Origin of the sequence: Actinoallomurus bryophytorum, assembly GCF_006716425.1 — a bacterium.
Taxonomy (GTDB): Bacteria; Actinomycetota; Actinomycetes; order Streptosporangiales; family Streptosporangiaceae; genus Actinoallomurus; species Actinoallomurus bryophytorum.
In genome coordinates, this window is sequence record NZ_VFOZ01000002.1 from 590,795 (window position 1) to 614,066 (window position 23,272).

Sequence of the window (23,272 nt, forward strand, 5' to 3'; positions counted from 1 at the left end):
TGCCACGTCAAGGAGGGTCCAGCGAATGTCCGGCCATCTCGTCGTCACAGGACACGGCCCCGCGGCGCATCGCCTGGTCGAGGCGGTGCGCGCACGGGACACCGGCGGCCGCTGGCGGGTCACCGTCGTCGGAGAGGAACCCCGGCCCGCGTACGACCGGGTCGCGCTGACGTCCTACCTCACCGACGGCGCGGACCTCGCCTATCCCCCGCACGACGAGGCCGTGACGTTGCGGACCGGCGACCGGGTGACCGCGATCGACCGCGCGGCACGTACGGTCACGACCGAGGCGGGCACGGCCCTCCGCTACGACGCCCTGGTCCTGGCCACCGGATCGGTCCCCTTCGTGCCACCGGTCCGGGGTGCCGACACCGCGTTCGTCTACCGGACGATCGACGACCTCGACGCGGTACGCGCGCACGTGCCCCCCGGCGGCCGCTCCACGGGAGTGGTCGTGGGCGGTGGCCTCCTGGGTCTGGAGGCGGCGCGTGCCCTGCAGGGACTCGGCGTCGAGACGCACATCGTCGAGGTGGCTCCGTGGCTCATGTCCCGCCAGCTCGACGAGGGCGGCGGGGCGATGCTGCGCCGCCACATCGAGGCGCTCGGCCTGCACGTGCACACCGGCACGGTCCTGGAGGGCATCGAGCCGGGGGCGGTCCACCTCGCCGGCGGCGCCGTCCTGGCCGCCGGCGTGGTCGTGTTCTCGGCCGGTATCCGGCCGCGCGACGAGCTCGCCCGCGCCGCGGGGCTGACGGTCGGCGCGCGCGGGGGCATCGTCGTGGACTCCTCCTGCCGCACCGAGGACCCGGACATCTTCGCGATCGGTGAGTGCGCGCTGGTGGACGGGCAGGTCTACGGGCTGGTCGGCCCGTGCTTCACCATGGCCGAGGTGGTCGCGGACCGCCTGCTCGGCGGGGAGTCGGAGTTCAACGGCGCCGACCTGTCCACCCGGCTCAAGCTCATGGACGTCGACGTCGCGAGCTTCGGCGACCCGAACGCGGACGCGCTGAACGTGAGCTACACCGACCCGGTCGCCGGAACGTACAAGCGGCTCGTCGTCAGCGACGACGCGAAGACCCTCCTAGGCGGTGTCCTCGTCGGCGACGCCTCCGCGTACCCCACTCTGCGCGCCTCCGTCGGAACGGAACTGCCCGCACCGCCTGAACAGCTCCTGTTCGGCGGCACCGAGCCGGCCGGCGGCCCGCTGCCCGAGTCGACGATGGTCTGTAGCTGCAACAACGTCAGCGCCGGCGCCATCCGGTCCGCGATCGGCGACGGAGGCCTCACCGACGTGCCCGCCGTGAAGGCGTGCACCAGGGCGGGCACCGGCTGCGGAAGCTGCGTCCCGCTGGTGAAGAGGCTGCTCGACGAGGAGCTCACCGCCGCGGGGGTCGAGGTGAGCACGGCGCTGTGCGAGCACTTCGACCACGGCCGCGCCGAGCTGTTCGACATCGTCCGGGTGCGGGGCATCACGACGTTCAGCCGGCTGATCTCCGAGCACGGCAGGGGCCGCGGCTGCGACATCTGCCGGCCGGTCGTCGCGTCGATCCTGGCCAGCCTCGGCAACGGTCACATCCTCGACGGGGAGCAGGGCAGCCTCCAGGACACCAACGACCAGTTCCTCGCCAACCTGCAGAAGAACGGCACCTACTCCGTGGTGCCGCGCGTGCCCGGCGGCGAGATCTCCCCCGACAAGCTCATCGTCATCGGCGAGGTCGCACGCGACTTCGGCCTCTACACCAAGATCACTGGTGCGCAGCGGATCGACATGCTCGGGGCCCGCGTCGAGCAGCTGCCACGGATCTGGAAGCGGCTGAGCGACGCCGGGTTCGAGTCCGGGCACGCGTACGGCAAGGCACTGCGCACGGTGAAGTCGTGCGTCGGCTCCACCTGGTGCCGGTACGGGGTGCAGGACTCGGTCGGCATGGCGATCCGCCTCGAATTGCGCTACCGGGGCCTGCGCGCCCCCCACAAGATCAAGTCGGCGGTCTCCGGGTGTGCGCGCGAGTGCGCCGAGGCGCAGAGCAAGGACTTCGGCGTCATCGCGACCGAGAACGGCTGGAACCTCTACCTCGGCGGGAACGGCGGGATGCGGCCGCGGCACGCGGACCTGTTCGCCACCGACCTCGACGAGGACTCCCTGATCCGCAGCGTCGACCGGTTCCTGATGTTCTACATCCGCACCGCCGACCGGCTGCAGCGCACCGCGTCCTGGCTGGAGGGCCTCGACGGCGGGATCGAGTACCTGCGCGAGGTCATCGTGGCCGACCGGCTCGGCATCTGCGCCGAGCTGGACGCCGCCATGGCCCGGCACGTCGAGGACTACACCGACGAATGGCGCGCGACGCTGGAGGACCCGGACCGGCTCCGCCGCTTCGTCTCGTTCGTCAACGCCCCGGGGACGCCCGACCCCAGCATCGCCTTCGAGCCCGAGCGCGACCAGATCAAGCCCGTCCTACCGGAGGTAGTGATCATGCCGTGACACGTTGGCTCGTGGTGTGCGACTACGACGACCTGCCGCCCGAGCGCGGCACGTGCGCGCTCGTCGAAGGGGACCAGATCGCGCTGTTCCGTACGCACGACGGGCGGGTCCACGCACTCTCCAACCGTGACCCGTTCAGCGGCGCGTACGTCCTCGCACGTGGCATCGTCGGCTCCCGGCGGGGTCTGCCCACGGTGGCCTCTCCCATGTACAAACAGGTCTTCGACCTGACCACGGGCCACTGCCTGGACGACCCCGCGGTCCGCGTGCCGACGTTCGGTGTACGCCTCAGCGGCTCCCGTGTGGAGGTGGGCCGGCCGTGAGCGAAGAGCCGCTGGCCGGTTTCACCGTGGGCGTGACGGCGGCCCGCCGGCATGAGGAGCTCTCGGCGCTGCTCGAACGCCGGGGTGCGCGGGTGGTCTGCGCGCCCGCGATCCGGCTCGTGCCGCTCACCGACGACGCCGTGCTCCTCGCGGCCACCCGCGAGATGCTCGCCAGACCCGTCGACGCCGTCGTCGTCACCACCGCCATCGGCCTTCGCGCGTGGCTGGAGACCGCCGACGGCTGGGGGCTCCGCGACGACCTGATCAAGAGCCTCGGTGACGTGCGCGTCCTCACCCGCGGCCCGAAGGCGCGCGGGGCCGTACGCGCGGCCGGGCTGACCGAGGCGTGGTCGCCGGAGTCCGAGAGCTGCGAGGAGGTCCTGCGCCACCTCCTGGAGGAGGACCTCACCGGTCGCAGGATCGCCGTGCAGCTCTACGGTGAGCCTGCTCCGGAGCTGACCGATGGGCTCCGGCGTGCGGGGGCCGAGGTGCTGGAGATCCCGGTGTACCAGTGGGCGCGGACCGAGGACACCGAGCCGCTGCGGCGCCTCGTCGGGCAGGCCGTGGCCGGGACGCTGGACGCGATCACCTTCACCAGTGCGCCGGCCGTCGCGGCGACGCTGTCCACGGCCGCGGAGCACGACGCCGAGGAACCCCTGCTCGACGCTCTGCGCACCCGGGTGGTCGCCGCGTGCGTCGGGCCGGTGACCGCGGCCGGGCTGGAGCGCAGGGACGTGCCGACCGTACGCCCGGACCGGGCACGGATCGGCGCGCTCGTCCGCGCGCTCGCCGCCGACCTGCCCGCACGCCGGGCCGGCCGGATCGTCGTCCAGGGCCACACTCTGGAGATTCGCGGGCACGGCGTGATGCTCGACGGCCGGCTACGGCCGATCGCCCGCGCGCCCATGGCGATCCTGCGGGCACTGGCGGTCCGGCCCGGCCACGTCGTGTCCCGGACCGAACTCCGCGGTGCGCTGCCCGGCGGATCCCCTTCCGCCGGTCCGTTCACGGCGCGTCCGCAGCCCGACGAGCACGCCGTGGAGATGGCGGTGGCGCGGCTGCGGCGCGGCCTCGGCCACCAGTACCTCGTCGAGACGGTGGTCAAGCGCGGTTACCGGCTCGCCTGCGCCCTCCCGGCGGCGCGGTGACATCGCCGGCGGCCGGCCACCCTGTGCTCCCCGCCAGAGGCAAAGGCTTCGGTACGCGGGCCGCCTCACCCGGCCGGGCAGTGGATGATTCGAACATGCGCAACGAACCTCGTCCGGCCGCGGTGTGGATCGTGGCCGGCCCCCCGGGCGGCGGAAAGTCGACCGTGGCCGCGCTGCTCCTGGCCCGGCTGCGCCCGGTACCCGCACTGCTGGACAAGGACACCCTCTACGGCCCGTTCGTCTCCGCGACGCTGCGCGCGAGCGGACGTCCGGAGAGCGAACGTGAGGGGCCCTGGTACGACGAGAACGTCAAGCCGCACGAGTACGCGGGGATGACGGCGGCCGCACGCGAGATCCGGTCGTACGGGTGCCCGGTGCTCCTCAGCGCCCCGTTCACCCGGCAGATCCACGAACCCCGCCGGTGGCGTACCTGGGCCGAGGAGCTGGGCGGGGCACCGATCAACCTGGTCTGGGTACGCGCGGACCGCGAGACGCTGCGCGAGCGCCTCGAGAAGCGCGGCCTCGAACGCGACGCGCGCAAGCTCGAGCGCTTCGAGGAGTTCGCCGACGCCGTACGCGCCGGTGAGGCACCACCGGTCCCGCACATCGAGCTCGACAACCGCGTGACCGCCCGTCCGCTCGCCGACCAGCTCGACGAGGTCTTCTGACGCCGGCGTACGCCAGGGCGTGTCCGGCAGATGGCCCTAGCGGTGGAACAGCTCCCGCAGGTTGGCCACCAGCAGGAAGCCGGCCACCACGACCATCGGGACCAGCAGCACGTAGCGGCCGCCGTACACCACCGCGATACTCAGTCCCGCCACGACCGCCACCGCGCCGAGCAGCATGAGCAGGCCCGTCGCGAACGCCAGCAGCCGCCGGCGTGCCCACGCCTCCAGCAGGACGAACATGAAGACGATGCCGGCGAGCAGGATCGCGACCGGCTCGTGGGGCACGACGAAGACGCCGACGATCGCGAGGATGAACAGCGGTGTGCTCAGCGCCGCCCAGGCGTGCAGGAAGCGTGTCCGCGGGCCGCGCGTCGGCGTGTAGGGCAGATGGGGTTCGCGCAGATGCTCCTGCGGCTCCTCGGCGTCGGGCGGACGGGCGAGCGTCGCCTCGTGCGCGGCGCGTTCCTCGGCCAGGTCGGTACGCGTGCGGACCAGCACCGCCAGGGCGATCTCGGCCTTGGCCACCTCCGCGGACCGCCGTCTGGCCAGGCCGCGGGAGTTCTCGTGGTGACCGAGCGAGACGGCGGTCGCCCGGAGACGGCGGAGCTCCTCCCGGTCCCGCGCGACGGCGGTGTCGGCGTCCTCGATCTCCTTGTCCAGGATCGCGATCCTGGACCGCAGCTCCCGGCGGTCGTCCTCCGGGTCGGGCAGGATCTTCTGCAGCCCGGCCCAACCGAGCGGGTCGGCCCACAGCGTGCGGACGCGGCCGTCGCGCTCGTAGCGCGGACCCGCCGGGGCGCGCTCGCCGCCGACCCAGTCACGGGTGTCGCGGCCCCACAGCCCGTGAAAACCGCTCACCCAGGGCGTCTCGTCGGAGATCACGACCGGATGCCAGGCGCGCGTACGCGAGGGCCCGACCTCCTCGCCGTTGCCCATCGCGTAGTCGATGAAGGGGATGCCGACCCCGCCGTCCCGCCGGCCCCCTCGCAGCCACGGGAAGGCGAAGTCCTTCACCCGCCTCGTGCCGCGGAGCACGGGCCGCAGCCGCACCGGGTTGACGGTGACGAGGTACTGACCGGGCACGAAGGCACCGGAGTGCGAGCCCGCGCCGACGAAGACCACCGGGTGGTCGCCGACGATGCGCAGGTCGGGATCGTCCCAGCGGCGGCGCAGGTTGTCGCCGGCGCCGTCGTGCGCGGACACCGCGAGCCACGAGGGCCGCAGACCCTCGGCGGTCTCGGCGAGGTAGACGGTGACCGCCTCCCAGTCCGCCTCGTGGTCGTTGACGCCGCTGAAGGTCGTCCGCCAGTCGTTCATGGCGTACAGGAACCAGTACTGCAGGACGACGTAGCCGCCCTCGCGTACGACCCGGCCGTAGTAGACGCACCGGGACGGATCCATCTGGTGTTCGTACCGGTCGGCGGCGGCCGCCGCGACGCCGCCGGGGACCGAGCCGCGCAGGAACAGCGACGCGCGCAGGAGCACGTCGAAGACCCGGCCGAACAGCCCGACCGCCGCCAGCCGCCCCGACTTGGCGATGCGCGGCCGTGCGCGGGAACCGTTCGAGCGCCGGACCTCCTTGCGGCGGAGCGGTTCGCGCACCAGCAGCAGCGAGAGTCTCGACTCCGGATACCGCCCGGCCTCCGTGACCAGGCGCTCGGCGGTGAGCTCTCCGGCCGGGACGAGTTTCTCCTCCCCCCGCCAGAGGTCGCAGCAGCGCAGATAGCGCTCGACATCGACCGGGAAGAAGCGCTCGCCCTCGGTGTAGGCCAGGACGGGCTCGAACCTCTGCAGCAACTCCAGGTCCGGGTCGTGCGGAATCGTTTCGCCCGTTTCAGTCACCGAACCCCCTGTAACACCCATCTCGGCTTTTATACCGGATGGCCACAGTGGGTGAAGAGTCCGCCTTAGAGGTGCATGAACGGATTTTCATCGGGTACCCCGTAGGCGCCCCACCCGTCCAGGGAGTTGATCGCGATATGACCGCAACACTACGAGTCCCGCGCAGCCGCGGTGCCCTCAGTGGGCTGCTGCTCGTGCTGCTCGGCCTTTGGGGCGCACTCGTCCCCATTATCGGCCCTTATTTCCACTTCGGCTTCACTCCGGACAAGGCGTGGGACTTCACGTCCGGCCGGATGCTGCTGCAGATCGTTCCCGGTTGCGCCGTGTTCCTCGGCGGTCTGGTCGCGCTGGCCAGCGCCAACCGCGCCTTCGCGGCGTTCGGCGCCTGGCTCGCCGCGGTCGGAGGTGCCTGGTTCGCGGTCGGCGTACCGCTCAGTGCCCTCTGGGCCGACCAGGGTGACATGCGACTCGGCCAGGCCGTCGGCGGTACGACGCGTCAGGTGGTCGAGCAGATCACGCTGCTGTACGGCCTCGGTGTCGTCGCCGTCTTCCTCGCCGCCGTCGCGCTGGGCCGCCTCGCCGTCGTCGGGGTCAAGGACGCTCGCCTCGCCGAAGAGGCGTCGGCCGCACCCGTGGCCGGCGACGACTCCGAACTCGAGCCCTCCCCGGGGCCGCGCCCGCCGCTGATCCGGCGCCGGGGCGGAACCAAACGCGACAACGTCCCGCCGCCCCGTGGCCCCTGGCCCGAGGAGGTTCCGGCCACGCCGTCCGACTCGACGACGCCGCGTACGACGAACCCGTCCGACGTCAAGGTCGCCGGCACTCCGGGCGCCGAGGAGACCCACAGCACCGACCGCCCGGGGGCGAACGCCTGACCATTCGCTCCGAAGCCCGCTCCTTCACGGCCCCGTCCGCGCCCGCCGCGGCCGGGGCCGTGGAGTGCCCGCCGGGGCTCAGCCGCGCCGTACAGCTCGAGTACGGCGCACGGAGGCGACCATCCGGTCGCGCGGCTCGGTGAGCCCGAGCAGTAACAGTGGACGGCCTTGCGGACCAGACCCAGCGGATCGATCGTCCGGGTCACCGGGGTGCGGGTCTTCCAGCGCCGGTAGCGCGGGTGGCCAAAAGAAAATGCAAGGAGGTCCACTCCTCGCATTTTCAGGTTATAGCGCACCAGGGGGCTTGCCGCAAGACCCGGGTCGTGCCTCATGATTGCCGACCGAAAGGCCAGAACCTGCGGAAACGGGGAACGCGAAATGCGTGTGTTGTTGTCGACGTGGGGATCGCGCGGGGACGTCGAACCGCTGGCGGGACTCGCGGTGCGGTTGCGGGAACTCGGCGCGGACGCCCGGGTGTGCGCGCCGCCGGACGAGGAGTTCGCGGCGCTGCTGGCACGTGCCGGCGTGCCGCTGGTGCCGCTCGGCCCGACCGTGCGCTCGGTGGTCGCCGGCACGAGACCGCCCTCGGCGAAAGACGCGTTCCGGCTCGCTCCCGAGCTGGTCGCCGCGCGGTTCGAGACCCTCACCACGGCGGCCGAGGGATGTGACGTGCTGCTGGCGACCGGCCTGATGCCCGCGGGCGCACGGGACGTGGCCGAGAAACTGGGCATCCGCTACGTGTGCGCCTGCTTCCACACCGCCGGACTGCCGTCGCGGCACTTTCCACCGGGGGCGCGGCCGGGCAAACCGTCCCCGCGGGAGGAGACCGACAACCGGGTGCTGTGGCAGCAGGACGCCCAGCGCGTGAACGCACTGTACGGCGAGGCGCTCAACGGCCACCGGGCGGCGATCGGCCTGCCACCGGTGGACGACGTCCGTGACCACGTGCTCACCGGCCGGCCGTGGCTGGCGGCGGACCCGGCGCTGTGGCCGTCGAAGGGCAGGACGGACCTGGACGTCGTGCAGACCGGGGCGTGGATCCTGCCCGACGACCGCCCGCTCCCGCGAGAGCTGGAGGCGTTCCTGGACGCGGGCGAACCACCGGTGTACGTGGGCTTCGGCAGCATGGCCGCGCACGCCCCGAAGGACATCGCCCGGGTGGCCATCGAAGCGGGCCGCGCGCAGGGCCGCCGCGTGATCCTCGCCCGCGGCTGGGCGGACCTGGCCCCGGTCGACGACGCCGGCGACTGCTTCGTCGTCGGCGAGGTCAACCAGCAGGCGCTGTTCCCCCGGATGGCCGCCGTCGTCCACCACGGCGGCGCCGGCACCACGACGACGGCCGCCCGTGCCGGCGCGCCCCAGGTCGTGGTCCCCCAGATCGCGGACCAGCCGCGCTGGGCCGCCCGGGTGGCCGAGCTGGGCATCGGCACGGCACACGAAGGCCGGGCCCCGACCTTCGAGTCCCTGTCCGCCTCGCTCAGGACGGCCCTGACGCCCGGGACCCGCACACGAGCGAGGGCCGTGGCCGGCACGATCCGCACCGACGGGACGACCGTGGCCGCGAACCTGCTCCTCGACGCGGCCAGCCGGGAGAGGCCGCCCGTCTCCGCGTGAGCCACGCCGGGCCGGGACCTGCGGGCGTCCGGCTTCCCGTGAGTCGTCAGGCCGCTCCGTCATGGGCGTGTTCGGCGGCCTCGGCCGCGGAGCCGTGGTGGGCCGGTCCGTGGCCGGGGAGCAGGACGTCCGCGTCGAGCCGTCCGAGCGTGCCGAGTGCCTCGCGTGCCCTGTCCCGGTCGTGGTGGAAGAACCGCGGGAGCAGCTGCGGCCCCCGCGTACGGGAGGTGGGGTGGCCGGTGACGAGCGCGTCCCCGGTGATCAGGACGCCCGCCTCGGGCAGGTGGTAGCCACAGTGTCCGAGTGTGTGTCCCGGCGTGTGGACGGGGACCGGGCGGCCGGGCACGTCGAGCGCGTCCGGGAAGGCCTGCGGCCCTGTGACGCGCACGTCCTGCTTGCCTCCCGAGCGCAGGGCGCGCACCGCCCACGGCACCACGCCGGGCCGCCAGGCGTTGCCCAGGACCTGGCCGATGGAGACCTGGTGGAGGAACTCCCGTCGCGCGTGCGGCACCTCCTCCTCGTGCATCAGGACGGGCACGTCGTAGGTCGTGGCGAGATACTCGGCCGACCCGATGTGGTCCGAGTGGGCATGCGTGACAAGAATCGCCGTCAGGTCCTCGGGCCGCCGGCCGACGGCCCGCAACGAGTCCAGGACCCGTTCGCGGTCGGCCGGATAGCCGGTGTCCACGAGCGTGACGGCATCCCCCTCCGTGAGGATCACCCAGTTCGTATCGCTGCCGCGAACGAGGTGAACACCTTCGCGGATCTTCGTGACGTCGTCCATGAGTGGATTGTCGCGTATTTTCGCCAGCTCAGATGACGATCACCGTCTTGCCGCGCGCCCGGCCGGCGCGGCTGCGGGCCAGGGCGTCGGGGGCCTGGGAGAGTGTCACGGTGTCGCCGATGACCACTCGGACGTGCCCGGCGTCGATCTCGCGAGCGAGGCGTTCGAGGAGGCCGGCGCTTGCCGCGTTGCTGAAGTTGGCCGCGTCCACACCCGGCAGGCCCTCCTCCGGCACCGCGAAGACCGGGCTGAGGACGACACCACCCGGGCGGACCACCGGGAGCAGACCGCGCAGCCCCTCGGTGTCGCTGACCAGGTCGATGAGGGCGTCCACCTGCGGATCGACCTGCTCGGCGATCGGGCCGGCATGGTGGTCGACCACCTCCGTGGCGCCCAGGGCCCGCATCAGGTCGGCCTTCTCCTCGGACGCGGTGGCGATCACCGTGATGCCGCGGGCGGAGGCGAGCTGCGTGACGAAGGTGCCGACTCCCCCGGTGGCACCGACGACCAGCAGCCGGCCCGCGTCGCCGACCCGGTCGACGAGGTTGAGCGCGGTCATCCCCGCCGTCGGCACGGCGGCGGACTCGCTCAGCGCGACCGTACGCGGGGCCACCGCGATCGCGCCTTCGGACGCGACGGCGAGCTCGGCGTACGATCCGCGGCCGTCCTTGGCCCTGCTGAACTGGCCGAAGACGGGATCGCCGGGCTGGAAGCCGGTGACGTCGGCACCGACCCGCTCGACGGTGCCCGCCCCGTCCGTCCCGACGGTCAACGGGAACGCCGCGTCCTTGATGGCGCCGTCGATGACCTTCCAGTCGAACGGGTTGAGCCCGGCCGCCGTCATCCGGACCAGCACCTCACCACGGTCCGGCTCGGGCACCGGCCGTTCGGTCACCTCCGGTACCGCTCCGAAGCCAGCAATGGTGACAGCACGCATTTGTCCCCCCGAAACGTCAACGCGGACGGTCCATACCCTCAGCCGTCTAGGCTCATCCTCCGGGATTCGGCCATGATCCCACTTTCCGCGACGGCCGGTAGCCTGCCGAGCACGGCAGTGGCGGATTCTTGGTGCGGCCGAACGGTAGGGGCGACAGGTGACGGGGGAACGATGAAGAGTGTGCAGGCTGTCCGATCCTCCGTAGCGGTCGTCGGCGCCCTCGCCGCGATCGCCGCGTGCAGCGGCGCACCCAGCGGGGGCGGCCGGGCCGACCCGCCTCCCGCCCGTCCCGTTCCCTCACTGGCCCCGACCGACCCGCTGGCCACCTCCGCCCCGCCGGCGGGCGACAAGACCGCCGCGGCGATGCAGTCCTACCTGCGAGGACTGGCCGCGAAGAAGAAGTTCACCGGTTCGGCACTGGTGATCCGGCACGGGCAGGTGCTGGCACGGTTCGCCGCGGGCGAGGCCGACGAGGCCAAGCACATCCCGGTACGCCCGGACACGATCTTCCGTCTCGCGTCGGTCAGCAAGCAGTTCACCGCCATGCTCGTGCTCAAGCAGCGCGACCGGGGGCAGCTGCGCCTCGACGACAAGATCTGTCCCTACCTCGTGCCGAAGTACGTCAAGGCCTGCCCGAAGGCGTGGAAGTCAATTACGATCCGCCAGATCCTCTCCCACACCTCCGGTATCCCTGACATCTCTGAAATGCCTGACTTCTTCCCTAAGCTCTCGAAGCCGACGACGACTCAGGAGATCATTTCCCGGTTCTCGTCCAAGCCACTGGACTTCAAGCCGGGGACGAACTGGAAGTACAGCAACTCCGGCTACATCCTGGCCGGCGCGATCATCGAGAAGGTCACGAACAAGCCGTACGGCACGGTGCTGCACGATGACATCACCGGCCCGCTGGGCCTCACGCACACCGGCTACAGCAACGGCAGCCCGCCCGCCGGGTACGCCAAGGGCTACCTCAAGCTCGGCTCGCCCGCGGGTTCGATCAACGGTTCCCAGGCGAACGCCGCCGGCGGCGTGTACTCCAACGTCGACGACCTCGGGCGGTGGGACCGTTCGTTCGGCTCGAACAAGGTCGCGCCGGCGGCCACGGTCAAGGACGCGTTCGGCTCCCAGGCGCGTTGCCCGTCCGGCGGCTGTCTCGACTCGCCCTCCAGCGCCTACGGCTTCGGCTGGCTGGTCGACACGCTGCGAGGCCACCGGTACCGCTACCACCCGGGTCTGCTGCAGGGCTACCACGCGAGCAACGGCTACCTGCCCGACGACGACATCGCCGTCGTGGTGCTCAGCAACGTGCAGGACACCGATGTCAACGGCATCAACCGCCACCTCGCCACGCTGGCCCTGACCGGCGGCTGAGGCCTGGTCGAGGCCGGTGGCCCGATCGGTGGCGTACGCGTCCCGATCACGTCTGATGACCGGGTGGACACGTACCGTTGAATCGGGTGGGAGCGCGGACGGCACCGGTGCCCAGCGGAGGGTCCGGCCGCTCTCCGAGAGGGGGAACGACCATGTCTGCCACCGTCATCGCCGGTATCGAGGTCCCGGCCTCGTCCCTGATGCGCGACGTGACCGAGCTGGTGCAGAGCTCCGCCAGCCCGTTGATCTACCACCACTCCCGCCGGGTCTTCTTCTGGGGCTCGATGCGCGGGCGCAACCGCGGCATGGCCTACGATCCCGAGCTGCTGTACGCCGGGGCGCTCTTCCACGACCTGGGGCTGACCGACCGGTTCTCCGGCTCCGACCGGCGCTTCGAGATCGACAGCGCCGACGAGGCCCGCCGCTTCCTGCTCGACGGCGGCGTACCGCCGGAGCGTGCCCACCTGGTGTGGGAGGCGATCGCGCTGCACACCACGCCGGAGGTCCCCTGGCACATGGCTCCCGAGATCGCCCTGGTCACCGCCGGTGTCGAGCTGGACGTGCTCGGCCTCGGCTACGACGAGATCTCCGCCGAGGAACGGGCCGAGGTCACGGCGACGCACCCGCGTCCCGACTTCAAGCAGGAGATCCTGCGGGCCTTCACCGACGGGATGGCGGGCCGTCCCCACACGACGTTCGGCACGGTGAACGCCGACGTCCTCAGCCACTACCTGCCCGGGTTCGAGCGGGGCGACTTCGTCGAGACGATCCTGGCCTCGAAGTGGGCCGGGTGACCCTCCCCCTTGCCCGACCGGCACGCCTTGGCGCAGGCTGCGAGTATGGGGGATCGTAAGGACGCAGGTCAGCGGCCCCACACGGTGGTGATGGTGCTCCTGGACGAGGCCCAGACGCTCGATGTCATCGGCCCGCTGGACGTCTTCGCCGCGGCCAACGACAACGGCGCACGGTACCGCCTGTGCACGGCCTCACCGGGAGGGCGCGAGGTCCGCACCACGTCGGGAGTCCGCCTGGCCCCGGACCTGGCGCTGGAGAGCCTCTCCGGCCCGATCGACACGCTGCTCGTGCCCGGACGGACCGACTGGCGTGCCGCGCTCCGCGACACCCGTTTGCTGAACGGGATCGCGCAGCTGTCACAGACGCCCCGCCGCATCGCCTCCGTGTGCTCGGGCGCCTTCTACCTGGCCGCCATCGGGTTGCTCGACGGCCGCCGTGCCGCGACCCACTGGGCACTGGTGGACGATCTGGCCCGGGAGTTCCCCAAGGTCAAGGTGGACCGTGACGCGATCTTCGTACGGGACGGCAACGTCGCCACCTCGGCGGGTGTCACCGCGGGCATCGACCTCGCCCTGTCACTCGTGGAGGAGGACTTCGGACCGGCGGTGGCGCGCGCCACCGCGAAGTACCTGGTCGTCTTCATGGCACGCCCCGGCGGGCAGTCGCAGTTCAGCGTCCGGATGGACTCGCCCCCGCCGCGCAATCCCGTGGTGCGGACCATCCTGGACGCGGTGACCGCCGACCCGGGCGGCGACCACACGCGTGACACCCTGGCCGCACGTGCCGGCGTGAGCGTACGGCACCTGACCCGGCTGTTCCGCACCGAGCTCGGTACCACCGCCACCCGTTTCGTCGCACGGACCCGCGTGGAGGCGGCGACGGGACTCCTGGAGGCCGGCACCGACACCTTGGAGGTCGTCGCGCGGCGGTCGGGCTTCGGCTCGGAGGAGACGATGCGGCGCGCCTTCAAACGCGAGCTGGGCATCGCGCCGAGCGCGTACCGCGCCCGCTACCGCACGACGTACGTACGGGAGTGCCAGGCACGGCCCGACCATGAGGGTGCCCTTTGATCACTCGGCGGTGGCACTGACGGGTTCGGCGGACACGGGCTCGTGTACCGGAGCGCCGCCGCGGCGTAGCAGCAGGCAGAGGGCGGCACCGGCCAGCAGCACGGCCACGGATACGCCGAGCGTCGGGCGCAGGGCGGTCGCGAACCCGTGGGTGAAGACGTCCTCGATCAGGTTCCGGACCTGTGCGACCAGGGGCCCCGGCGTGTCACGTGGCACCTGCGCGATCGACTGGCCGGGGCCGATGCGCAGTCCGCCCGCGGCCGCGTGGGAGAAGGCGCCGGTGAACCCCGCGCGCGCCGTCGCCGGAAGGGCGGCGGAGTCGTGGACGGCACGGGCGTGCATGGCCGCGGTCAGGCGGCCGGCCATGACCGCGCCGGTGACCGCGCCGCCCAGAGTCGCTCCGAGCTGGCGGCCGGTGTTGAGGATCCCGGACGCCGCAGCGGCGTGGCCCGGCGGGGCGGCCCGCATCGCCTCCGTGGCCAGCGGGGCGAAGACGGCCCCCATTCCGAGGCCGCCGATTAGGAGCGGAACGGTGAAGGTGAGCGAGGTGGCGTCGGTGGAGTTCACCGCGGCGACTCCGGCGATGCCGACGGCATAGACGAACAGGCCGGTGAGCAGGACGAACTTGCCCCCGAAGCGGTCGGTCAGACGGCCGGCGAACGGCGCTACCCCCGACAGCGCGATCGTGAACGGGAGCGCGGTGAGCCCGGAGCGCACCGCCGTCATCCCGAGCGCCGACTGGAGGTTGATCGCATTGACCAGCATCATGCTGAGCAGGGCGAACTGCACCAGGACGTTGAGCACGACCATGATCGTGAAGGTCCGGTCGGCGAACAACCGCAGTGGCATCAGGGGCTCTGGGCGGTGCCGCTCCCAGACCACGAACGCGGCCAGGATCACCACGCCGGCCCCGATGATCTCGGGGATGGTGATGCCGTCGCGGATCTCCGCCCAGGAGTAGCGCTGGCCCTCGATCAGGCCGAAGACCACCGCGGAGAGGCCGAGCGAGGCGAGCAGCACGCCGACCAGGTCCAGCCGGTGGCGGCGCCCGGTCCGGATGTCCGGGACATGGATGAGGGCGAGCGCGATGCCGGCGGCCGCGATCGGCAGGTTGACGAAGAAGACCCAGCGCCAGTTCGCGTACGTCGTGAGGACCCCGCCGATCGTCGGGCCTGCCACCGCGGCCAGTCCCGCCATCGAGGAGAACACGCCGAAGGCGGCGCCCATCCGCTCCCGGGGGAAGACCGACTGAATGACGACCATGCCCTGAGGGGTGAGGGCCGCCGCACCGACCCCTTGCAGGACACGCGCGGCGATCAGCTGGCCGGGTGTCTGTGCCACCCCGCACAGCGCGGAGGCCACCGCGAACACCGCCAGCCCGCCGACGAACAGCCGCCGCGGCCCGAAGATGTCGCCCAGCCTGCTCGCCACGATCAACAGCGCGGTGAACACCAGCAGGTAGGAGTTGACCACCCAGACGGCCTGGTCGAGGGAGGCGTGCAGGTCCGTGATCAGGCTGGGGATCGCGACGTTCACGATCGTGGTGTCCAGCAGGATCGCGAACGTCCCCAGGCACAGGACGATCAGGGACAGCCAGGGGCGCGCCGTGCTTCGTTCGGTCATGTCTCCCACCGAGATCAGTTAGTCGCTTGAGGAGACTGAGCATGTCAGGGAGTGTAAGTCTTTACAAGAGACTTACTTTGATAGAGTCATCGCATGCGCTTCACGAGCCTGGCCGACATGCACTGCTCGATCGCCCGCACACTCGACGTGGTGGGCGAATGGTGGACGCTGCTGATCCTGCGGGACGCCTTCAAGGGCATCCGGCGGTTCGATGACTTCCAGAGCAGCCTCGGCCTGGCCCGCAGCGTGCTGACCGCCCGCCTGCGCCGCCTCACCGAGCACGGCGTCCTCGAACGCCGTGCGTACCAGGAACGCCCGGCGCGCTACGAGTACCACCTCACCGACAAGGGCCGCGCGCTGTTCCCGATCATCGTCGCGATGCTGAAGTGGGGCGACGACTGGGCCCCCGGCGAGTACGGCCCGCCGGTGATCCTGGTCCATGACACGTGCGGCGAGGCGATGCACCCGGTCCTCACCTGCCCGCACTGCCGGGGAGACGTCACGACCGCCAACACGCACGGCGAGGCCGGACCGGGCCGCCTGGCCCGCGAGAAGGCAACCACGGTACCCGCCGCCGACTGACGGCGGTCACCTCGATCGACGCCGTCGGCCGGCCGGGGGGCCGCCGGCTTTAGCGGCCGGCCGCGCGCAGGCCGTCGAAGACGACCGCCAGGGCGCGGGCGCGGACGTTCTGGTCGCCGCCGACGTGCTCGGCGGCCTGCGAGGCGCCGACCAGCAGGGTCATCACCTCCGGCAGGCCGACATCGCGGCGCACCGCGCCGGTCTCCTGTGCGCGGGTGAGCAGTGCGGCAAGGGCGCGCTTGAGGTCCTGACCGGTCTCGGCCGTGGCCTCGCGCACGTCCACGCCCGCCTCCATCAGCGCCGCGGAGAAGGCGTTCTTGTTGGCGGCGTGGCCGGCGACGCGGGAGAAGAAGGCGAAGAACGCCTCACCCGGCCAGGAGTTTCCCATGTCCGATCCGACCAGCCCGCGCGCGGTGTTCGAGCGTCTCAGCCGGGGCATCTCCGAGGGCCGCTGGCATGACCTCGCCGACCTCTACGCCGAGGACGCCGTGGTCGACCAGCCCTTCGTCTCGGCCGCCCCCGGCCACATCGAGGGCCGCGAGACCATCCGCGCCCACTTCGCCGGCGCGGCCGGGATGGGGCTGAGCCTCGTCGCGCACAACGTGGTGATCCACGAGACGGCGGACCCCGAAGTGGTCATCGCCGAGTTCGACTACGCCGTCACCGGCAGGGAGGGCACGGCCACGGCCGCCAACATCCAGGTCCTACGGATCCGCGAAGGCCTGATCAGGGCCACCCGCGACTACCACGACCACCTCGCCATCGCCCGCGCCACCGGCGGCGTGCCCGCTCTGGTCACGGCGCTCACCGAGGCGACCGCATGAGGAGTCCGCGTGAGGTGGTCGAGCGACTCGTCGAGGGCGTCTCGCACGTGCGGTGGGACGAGCTGCCCGGCCTGTACGCCGAGGACGCCGTGGTGATGCACCCTCTCGATCGCGCCGGACCCCTGACCGGGCGTGAGGCGCTACGGCGGCACTTCGCCGCCGCGGCCGGCAGGCTGCCGTCACTCGTCGCGGCCGAGGTCAGGACAGGGCCCGCCAGCGGCTGACCAGGTCCCGTTCGCCGTCGCCCGTGAGCTCCCCGTGCAGGCGTACGCGGGCCAGGCCGCCGTCGGGGTAGATGTCGACGCGGGCGTGGGTCGCGGCCCGCCCGGTCTCCTCGAGGCGGAAGCGGTGCGCGGTGTCGGGCCGCAGGCGCGTCCGCGGCAGGAGGTCGAACCACGCCGCCTCGTCCTCCAGCGGCGCCGTGCGCGCGTCGATGCCGCGGATCCGTGCCTCGCCCGGGGCGTTGAACACCAGGTTCGTCGTGTCCAGCTCCACGAGCCGCACGAGCCCGGGACCGGCGAGACGCAGCACGATCCAGTCGTTGCCCTCGTCCCGGCGGCGCGCGGTCTCCCAGCCCTCGGCCTGGTGCCGGGCGAGGCCCGGCATGATCGCGTTCGTGGGCGATGAGTAGAACATGTCGGAGCACGCGGTGACGGCGCCGCCGTTCGCCAGCGCGGCGAGGTCGATCGTCAGCCCGCTGAGCAGCCACGGATCCGGCACGACCTCGCCGTGCACACGCAGTCGTGCGACGCCGCCGTCGGGGAAGATGGCGAGCCGCACATGGGTGAAGCGCCGCTCGGCGGAGACCCCGAACTCATGCGCCGCGTCGCCGGTGAGCGGGCTTCGCGGCACGATCTCCGTCCATCCCGTCAGCTCCTCGGCGGACGGATGACCCTCGGCCGCGCACGCCTCCACCGTGGCGTACGGCGGGTAGTTGCCGGTGAACCAGGCGGTGTCGACGACCACACCGCGTATCACCCCTGGCAGGCCGAGGCGTACGACCGCCCAGTCATGGCCGGCCGAGCGGCGCCGGCGGGTCTCCCAGCCGTCGTACTCCTGGCCCTTGACGCCGAAGGTGTGCTCGCGGAAGCCGGGCGGTCCGGGAGTGAGGAGGTTCTCCTTCGCCGCGAACGACTCGTCGCTCGCGGCCATCACGGAGCCGCCGAGCGTGCGCAGGGCGAGGTCGGGCAGCGCGGTGAAGCTCACGGCTCCCTCCTCAGCAGGCGGCCGGGCCGGTCCGTCGCGCCGCGCAGCCAGACCGTCTCGACCACGCCGGTCAGCTCCCGCCCGGCGTACGGGGTGACGGGATGCCGCTGGCGCAGCATGCCCGGGTCGACGACGAAGCGACGGTCGGGGTCGAACGCGACGAGGTCGGCGTCGCGGCCGGCCGCGATGCGCCCCTTGGCGGCGAGCCCGACCAGCTCGGCGGGCCCGGCCGCCATCCAGCGGACCACGTCGGCCAGGCCGTACCCGCGCCGCCGCGCCGCGCTCCACACGACCGGCAGGCCGAGCTGCAACGAGGAGATCCCGCCCCAGGCCGAGTCGAACCCGCCCTCTTTCAGCTCCGGAACGCACGGCGAGTGGTCGGAGACGACGCAGCCGATCACTCCACGGGCCAGGCCACGCCACAACCCGTCCTGGTTGGCGGCCGCGCGGATCGGCGGGCAGCACTTGAACTCCGTGGCCCCGGCCGGCACCTCCTCGGCGCTCAGAGTCAGGTAGTGGGGGCAGGTCTCGGCGCTGATCCGGACGCCCTCGCTCCGCCATCGCCGCAGCATCCGCAGGGACCTGGCGTTGGACAGGTGCACGATGTGCACCCGGCAGCCGGTCTCCCGGCTGAGCCCGGCCACCCCCGCGATGGCCGCGCCCTCGGCCTCCGGCGGCCGGGAGGCGAGGAACTCGGCGTACCCGGGCCCGGCCGGCTCGGACAGGCACTCCGGGTCCTCGGCGTGAACGATCAGCAGGCCGCCGAACGCGGCGATCTCCCGCATCGCGGCCCGCATCCCGGCCTCGTCCAGCGCGGGGAACTCCTCCACCCCGGACGGTGAGACGAAGCACTTGACGCCGAACACGCCGGCCTCATGGAGGTCGCGCAGGTCGCCGGCGTTGCCGGGGATCGCGCCGCCCCAGAATCCGACGTCGACCGAGCACAGGCCCTCGGCGGCGGCGCGCTTGGTCTCCAGCGCGTCCACCGTGACCGTCGGCGGCAGCGAGTTCAGCGGCATGTCGACGATCGTGGTGACCCCACCGGCGAGCGCGGCGGCCGTGGCGGTGGCGAACCCCTCCCACTCGGTACGGCCCGGCTCGTTGACGTGCACGTGGCTGTCGACCAGGCCGGGCAGCAGCGCGACGTCACCCAGTTCGACGGCGTCGTCGGCGTCGAGCGCCGCGTCGTACGAGGCGACCGCGGCGATCCGGCCGTCGCGCACCGCCACGGCCGCGGGCCGCTCACCGTCCGGCAGGACGGTACGGCGCGAGCGGATGACCAGGTCGTAGGTCACCGGGCCGCCTCGGCATCGCGCGGGTCGTCCAGCCAGACCTCCCCGATCCGCTCGGCGAGGCGTTCGAGCAGCGGGCCCGCCTGCTCCATGCACCGGGCCGGGTCCGGCTCGATGTCGGTGAGCGCGTACGCGTCGCGGAAACCGGCTCCCCGCAGTTCGTCGGGTGACAGCGTGTTGCGCCCGGCGACGGCGAGCACCGGGACGCCGGCACGTGCGGCCGCCCGCGCCACGCCCGCGGGCGCCTTACCTCGCAGCGTCTGCCGGTCCAGCGCGCCCTCGCCGGTGATGACGAGCCGTGCCCCGTCCAGGTGTGCCTCGAAGCCCAGCAGGTCGAGCAGGTACGTGATGCCGGGCTCGACCGTCGCGGACAGGAACACCATCGCCCCGAACCCCGCACCACCCGCCGCTCCGGCGCCCTCCCGCTCGGCCGCGTCGATGCCCAGGTCACGGCGGACGACCGCGTCGAGCCGCGCGAGGCCCTCCTCCAGCACCCGCACGTCGTCCGGCCCGGCGCCCTTCTGCGGCCCGAAGACCTGGGCGGCGCCGTCCGGCCCGAGCAGCGGGCTGTCCACGTCGCTCGCGACGACGACCGTGACGCCGGCGAGGCGGTCCGCCAGGGCCCCGGCCTCGATCCGCGCCAGGCCGCGCAGTGCTCCGCCGCCCTGCGGCAGCTCCCGGCCGTCCGCGTCGAGCAGCCGGGCGCCGAGTGCGGCGGCCATGCCCGCGCCTCCGTCCGTACAGGCGCTGCCGCCCAGGCCGAGTACGATCCGCCGGGCGCCGCGGTCCACGGCGTGGCCGATGAGGTCGCCGGTGCCCCGGCTGGAGGCGGTGAGCGCTTCGAGCCGCCCGCCGGGCAGCACCCGCAGTCCCGACGCCTCGGCGAGCTCGACCACGGCGACCTCACCCCGCATCGCGTAGGAGGCGGTGACGGTCTCGCCCGTCGGGCCGCCGGCCTGGGCGCGTACCCGCTCGAAACCCGCGGCCACGGCGGAGTCCACGGTGCCGTCGCCGCCGTCGGCCACCGGCAGCTCCAGGAGCGGCACGTCCGGCCGCGCCCGCCGAAGGCCCGCGCCGATGTGCGCGGCCACCTCGGGCCCGCCGAGCGAGCCCTTGAACTTGTCCGGCGCGATCACCACGTGCCCGGCGTTCATGCCCGGCCGCCGACCAGCCGGCGGCGGGCCCGTTCGCCCGCTCGTGCGGGGTCGGCCGAGGTGGTGCGCAGCTCTCCGCGCTCGACCACCGTTCGGCCGCCGACCAGCAGGAGCTCGACCGGCGGAGCGGGGCCGAACACGAGCGCGCAGACCGGATCCTCCACGGCGGCGCGGTAGCCGTCGACCCGCCAGACCGCGACGTCGGCGAGCTTGCCGGGCTCCAGAGTGCCGATCTCGTCCTGGCGGCCGAGGCAGGTCGCGCCGCCGAGGGTGCCCAGCTCCAGTGCCTGCCGCGCGGTCAGCGCGCGAGGTCCGCGCACCGCACGCTGGAACAGCAGGGCCTGGCGCATCTCTCCGGCGAGGGAGGTCAGCTCGCTGGACGCGGCACCGTCGACGCCGAGGCCGACCGGCGCGCCCGCGGCGAGCAGGTCGCCCACCCGCGCGATGCCCGCGCCGAGCCGCCCGTTGGAGGTGGGGCAGTGGGCGACGCCGGTGCCGGTCGCGGCGAACCTCCGGATGTCGGCGTCGTGCAGGTGCACACCGTGCGCGAACCACACGTCCGGACCCAGCCAGCCGAGCTTGTCCATGTACTCGCCCGGCGTGCAGGCGAACTGCTCACGGCAGTGCTCCTCCTCGTCGAGGGTCTCGGCGAGATGCGTGTGCAGGCGTACGCCCTTGCGGCGGGCCAGGGCGGCCGAGTCGCTCATCAGTCCCTCGCTCACCGAGAAGGGCGAGCAGGGGGCGACGGCCACGCGCAGCATCGAGGAGAACGACGGGTCGTGGTAGGCATCGATGGCCGCCTCGGTGGCCGCGAGGATCTCGTCGCGGTCCTCGACGATCTCGTCGGGCGGCAGCCCGCCGTCGGAGCGGCCCCGGTCCATCGACCCCCGGCACGGGTGGAACCGCAGGTGCAGCTCGCGGGCGGCGGTCACCTCGGCGTCGAACAGGTCGCCGCGGCCCTTCGGGAACACGTAGTGGTGGTCGGTGCTGGTCGTACAGCCGCTGAGGGCGAGCCAGCCGAGCCCCGCGACGGCCGCGTCGTGGACCACCTCCGCGTCGATACCGGCCCAGGTGTCGTACAGGCCGGTCAGCCACTCGAACAGGGTGGCGTCCTGGTAGAGCCCCTGCGTCGCCCACTGGTAGAGGTGATGGTGCGTGTTGACCAGGCCGGGCGTCACGAGGCAGCCGCTCGCGTCGACGCGCCGGGCCGGACCGGGGTCGGGAGCCGGGCCGGGGCCGACGGCGGTGATCCGGTCGTCCTCGATGACAAGGTGGCCGTCCGGGATCTCCGGGCCGCGTACGGGTGCGATGTGGGCGTTCTCGATGACGATCCGCGTCATATCGCCGCCTTCCGCCGCGCCGCGAGGCGTACGGCGTCGAGGATCTTCTCATAGCCGGTGCACCGGCACAGGTTGCCGGCGAGGGCCTCGCGGATCTCCGCGTCGGACGGGTCCGGCCGGCGTTCGATCAGGTCGTGGGCCTGGACCAGCAGCCCCGGCGTGCAGAATCCGCACTGTACGGCGCCGGCCTCGACGAACGCCTCCTGGATGGGTGCCAGCCGGTCGCCCTCGGCCAGGCCCTCGACCGTACGGACCTGGCGGCCCTCGGCCTGGCCGGCCGCGACGAGGCACGCGCAGACCGGCGTGCCGTCGAGGTAGACCGTGCACGATCCGCATTCTCCCTGCTCACAGGCGTTCTTGGAGCCGGGCAGGCCCATACGCTCCCGCAGGACGTACAGCAGGCTCTCGCCCTCCCAGACGTCGTCCGCGGTCTCCGACGCGCCGTTGACGATGAAGCTCACCCGCATCAGGCGGCCCCCCTTCCCGATCGTCCGGTGCCGCCGAGATGGTCGCGCCACGCCCAGGTCAGGGTGCGGCGCGCCATCACCGACAGCGCATGCCGGCGGTAGCCGGCCGTGCCGCGTACGTCGTCGATGGGTGCGGCGGCCGCCGCGACGAGGGCGCCGAACTCCCGCGCCACGGCCTCGTCCAGCGGGGCGTCCCAGTCGAGCTCCCGGGCGAGGAACTCCTCGGCGGCGGTCGCGCGGAGCGGCGTGGGCGCGGCCGAGCCGATACCCGTGCCGACACGGCGTTCCTCCGGGTACAGCGCGATGGCGAAGGAGCAGACCGCGATGACCATCGCGTTCCGCGTGCCGATCTTGGAGAAGTACTGGGGTCCGGCCGCCGGCGCCATCCAGAAGGCGCGGATCAGCTCGTCCGGCTCCAGCGCGCTGCGCTTGACCCCCCGGTAGAAGTCGGTGGCCGCGATCATACGGATGCCGCGGCGGGACTCCACCTCGATGACGGCGTCCCCGGCGAGCAGCGGCGGATGGCTGTCACCGGCCGGCGAGGCGGCACCGAGGTTGCCGCCGACCGTGCCGCGGTTGCGGATCTGCGGCGAGCCGACGGTGCGCGCGGCCTGGGCGAGCCCGGGCAGCCGGTCGCCGAGGGCGTCGATGACCGTGGCGTACGGCACCCCCGCCCCGACCCGCAACCGGTCCCCCGCCGGGTCCCAGCCGGTCAGCTCGGTGACCCGGCCCAGGTCGAGGAGTACGGCCGGCCGGCGCATGTCGAAGTTGAGCTCCACCATGACGTCGGTGCCGCCCTGGATCGGCACGGCGCCGGGGTGCTCGGCCTTGGCGTCGAGCGCTTCTTCCCAGGTCGCGGGTTGCAGGAATTCCAC

Annotated in this window: 23 protein-coding genes; 12 read left to right on the plus strand and 11 right to left on the minus strand. The window is 72.7% G+C overall.

Going from position 1 to position 23,272, the window contains the following annotated elements:
* Positions 1-25 precede the first annotated feature (25 nt).
* From nirB to FB559_RS38850, 4 genes are all read left to right on the plus strand, one after another.
* The gene (gene nirB, locus FB559_RS38835) at positions 26-2,482 is read left to right on the plus strand and encodes a nitrite reductase large subunit NirB (RefSeq protein ID WP_141962592.1); all 2,457 of its coding nucleotides are present in this window, start codon (positions 26-28) and stop codon (positions 2,480-2,482) included.
* Positions 2,479-2,805, plus strand: coding sequence for a nitrite reductase small subunit NirD (gene nirD, locus FB559_RS38840; RefSeq protein ID WP_141962593.1), 327 nt, complete (start codon positions 2,479-2,481; stop codon positions 2,803-2,805). The genes nirB and nirD overlap by 4 nt, the downstream gene beginning before the upstream one ends.
* Positions 2,802-3,953 (plus strand): uroporphyrinogen-III synthase, encoded by a 1,152-nt coding sequence (locus FB559_RS38845; RefSeq protein ID WP_246122796.1) that lies wholly within the window; start codon positions 2,802-2,804, stop codon positions 3,951-3,953. Before nirD ends, FB559_RS38845 begins: the two co-directional genes overlap by 4 nt.
* Positions 3,954-4,048: 95 nt before the next feature.
* The gene (locus FB559_RS38850; RefSeq protein WP_141962594.1) at positions 4,049-4,621 is read left to right on the plus strand and encodes a P-loop nucleotide/nucleoside kinase family protein; all 573 of its coding nucleotides are present in this window, start codon (positions 4,049-4,051) and stop codon (positions 4,619-4,621) included.
* A 36-nt stretch (positions 4,622-4,657) separates the two neighbouring features.
* Here the strand turns inward: FB559_RS38850 and FB559_RS38855 are convergent, their stop codons facing one another.
* Positions 4,658-6,463, minus strand: a complete 1,806-nt coding sequence (locus FB559_RS38855; RefSeq protein WP_246122798.1) for a transporter permease — start codon at positions 6,461-6,463, stop codon at positions 4,658-4,660.
* 137 nt (positions 6,464-6,600) lie between these two features.
* On the opposite strand from FB559_RS38855, the gene FB559_RS38860 reads away from it, so the two are divergent.
* Together FB559_RS38860 and FB559_RS38865 are read left to right on the plus strand one after the other, a co-directional pair.
* A complete protein-coding gene (locus tag FB559_RS38860) occupies positions 6,601-7,338 on the plus strand; it encodes a hypothetical protein (RefSeq protein WP_141962596.1) in 738 nt (245 codons plus the stop codon).
* Positions 7,339-7,716: 378 nt separating this feature from the next.
* Positions 7,717-8,952, plus strand: a complete 1,236-nt coding sequence (locus tag FB559_RS38865; RefSeq protein ID WP_141962597.1) for a glycosyltransferase — start codon at positions 7,717-7,719, stop codon at positions 8,950-8,952.
* Positions 8,953-8,998: 46 nt separating this feature from the next.
* Here FB559_RS38865 and FB559_RS38870 read toward each other — a convergent pair whose 3' ends face one another.
* On the minus strand, positions 8,999-9,736 hold the full coding sequence (locus tag FB559_RS38870) for an MBL fold metallo-hydrolase (RefSeq protein ID WP_141962598.1): 738 nt from the start codon (positions 9,734-9,736) through the stop codon (positions 8,999-9,001).
* Between the two features lie 28 nt (positions 9,737-9,764).
* Entirely contained in the window at positions 9,765-10,631 is an 867-nt protein-coding gene (locus FB559_RS38875) for an NADP-dependent oxidoreductase (RefSeq protein ID WP_246122800.1), read from the minus strand.
* Between the two features lie 222 nt (positions 10,632-10,853).
* Between FB559_RS38875 and FB559_RS38880 the strand changes: the two genes are divergently transcribed.
* The 3 genes from FB559_RS38880 to FB559_RS38890 all read left to right on the plus strand — a co-directional run bounded on the left by FB559_RS38880 (position 10,854) and on the right by FB559_RS38890 (position 13,909).
* On the plus strand, positions 10,854-12,044 hold the full coding sequence (locus FB559_RS38880) for a serine hydrolase domain-containing protein (RefSeq protein ID WP_141962600.1): 1,191 nt from the start codon (positions 10,854-10,856) through the stop codon (positions 12,042-12,044).
* A 152-nt stretch (positions 12,045-12,196) separates the two neighbouring features.
* Complete coding sequence (locus tag FB559_RS38885; protein ID WP_141962601.1) at positions 12,197-12,838, plus strand: HD domain-containing protein; 642 nt, start codon at positions 12,197-12,199, stop codon at positions 12,836-12,838.
* Positions 12,839-12,883: 45 nt separating this feature from the next.
* Positions 12,884-13,909 carry a GlxA family transcriptional regulator gene (locus FB559_RS38890; RefSeq protein ID WP_221640656.1) on the plus strand — a complete coding sequence of 342 codons (1,026 nt, stop codon included), beginning with the start codon at positions 12,884-12,886 and terminating at the stop codon, positions 13,907-13,909.
* Here the strand turns inward: FB559_RS38890 and FB559_RS38895 are convergent, their stop codons facing one another.
* Entirely contained in the window at positions 13,910-15,532 is a 1,623-nt protein-coding gene (locus tag FB559_RS38895) for an MFS transporter (protein WP_141962602.1), read from the minus strand.
* A gap of 93 nt (positions 15,533-15,625) precedes the next feature.
* Here FB559_RS38895 and FB559_RS38900 point away from each other — a divergent pair, with 93 nt between their 5' ends.
* Positions 15,626-16,114, plus strand: coding sequence for a winged helix-turn-helix transcriptional regulator (locus FB559_RS38900; protein ID WP_141962603.1), 489 nt, complete (start codon positions 15,626-15,628; stop codon positions 16,112-16,114).
* Between the two features lie 49 nt (positions 16,115-16,163).
* On the opposite strand, the gene FB559_RS38905 is transcribed toward FB559_RS38900, so the two are convergent.
* Entirely contained in the window at positions 16,164-16,502 is a 339-nt protein-coding gene (locus FB559_RS38905) for an SbtR family transcriptional regulator (RefSeq protein ID WP_141962604.1), read from the minus strand.
* Between FB559_RS38905 and FB559_RS38910 the strand changes: the two genes are divergently transcribed.
* Together FB559_RS38910 and FB559_RS38915 are read left to right on the plus strand one after the other, a co-directional pair.
* Positions 16,501-16,938 (plus strand): nuclear transport factor 2 family protein, encoded by a 438-nt coding sequence (locus FB559_RS38910; RefSeq protein WP_141962605.1) that lies wholly within the window; start codon positions 16,501-16,503, stop codon positions 16,936-16,938. The two genes, FB559_RS38905 and FB559_RS38910, sit on opposite strands and share 2 nt — an antisense overlap.
* Complete coding sequence (locus FB559_RS38915) at positions 16,935-17,162, plus strand: nuclear transport factor 2 family protein (protein WP_141962606.1); 228 nt, start codon at positions 16,935-16,937, stop codon at positions 17,160-17,162. The genes FB559_RS38910 and FB559_RS38915 overlap by 4 nt, the downstream gene beginning before the upstream one ends.
* On the opposite strand, the gene alc is transcribed toward FB559_RS38915, so the two are convergent.
* Genes alc through FB559_RS38945 form a run of 6 tightly spaced genes read right to left on the minus strand, consistent with a single transcriptional unit; the run spans position 17,137 to position 23,272 of the window.
* A complete protein-coding gene (gene alc / locus FB559_RS38920; RefSeq protein ID WP_141962607.1) occupies positions 17,137-18,144 on the minus strand; it encodes an allantoicase in 1,008 nt (335 codons plus the stop codon). The two genes, FB559_RS38915 and alc, sit on opposite strands and share 26 nt — an antisense overlap.
* The gene (allB, locus tag FB559_RS38925) at positions 18,141-19,439 is read right to left on the minus strand and encodes an allantoinase AllB (protein ID WP_141962608.1); all 1,299 of its coding nucleotides are present in this window, start codon (positions 19,437-19,439) and stop codon (positions 18,141-18,143) included. The genes alc and allB overlap by 4 nt, the downstream gene beginning before the upstream one ends.
* The gene (locus FB559_RS38930; RefSeq protein ID WP_141962609.1) at positions 19,436-20,590 is read right to left on the minus strand and encodes a glycerate kinase; all 1,155 of its coding nucleotides are present in this window, start codon (positions 20,588-20,590) and stop codon (positions 19,436-19,438) included. The genes allB and FB559_RS38930 overlap by 4 nt, the downstream gene beginning before the upstream one ends.
* Positions 20,587-21,930: an 8-oxoguanine deaminase gene (locus FB559_RS38935; RefSeq protein ID WP_141962610.1), complete on the minus strand. Its 1,344-nt coding sequence runs from the start codon at positions 21,928-21,930 to the stop codon at positions 20,587-20,589. Before FB559_RS38935 ends, FB559_RS38930 begins: the two co-directional genes overlap by 4 nt.
* On the minus strand, positions 21,927-22,397 hold the full coding sequence (locus FB559_RS38940; protein WP_141962611.1) for a (2Fe-2S)-binding protein: 471 nt from the start codon (positions 22,395-22,397) through the stop codon (positions 21,927-21,929). The genes FB559_RS38935 and FB559_RS38940 overlap by 4 nt, the downstream gene beginning before the upstream one ends.
* A complete protein-coding gene (locus FB559_RS38945; protein ID WP_141962612.1) occupies positions 22,397-23,272 on the minus strand; it encodes an FAD binding domain-containing protein in 876 nt (291 codons plus the stop codon). Before FB559_RS38945 ends, FB559_RS38940 begins: the two co-directional genes overlap by 1 nt.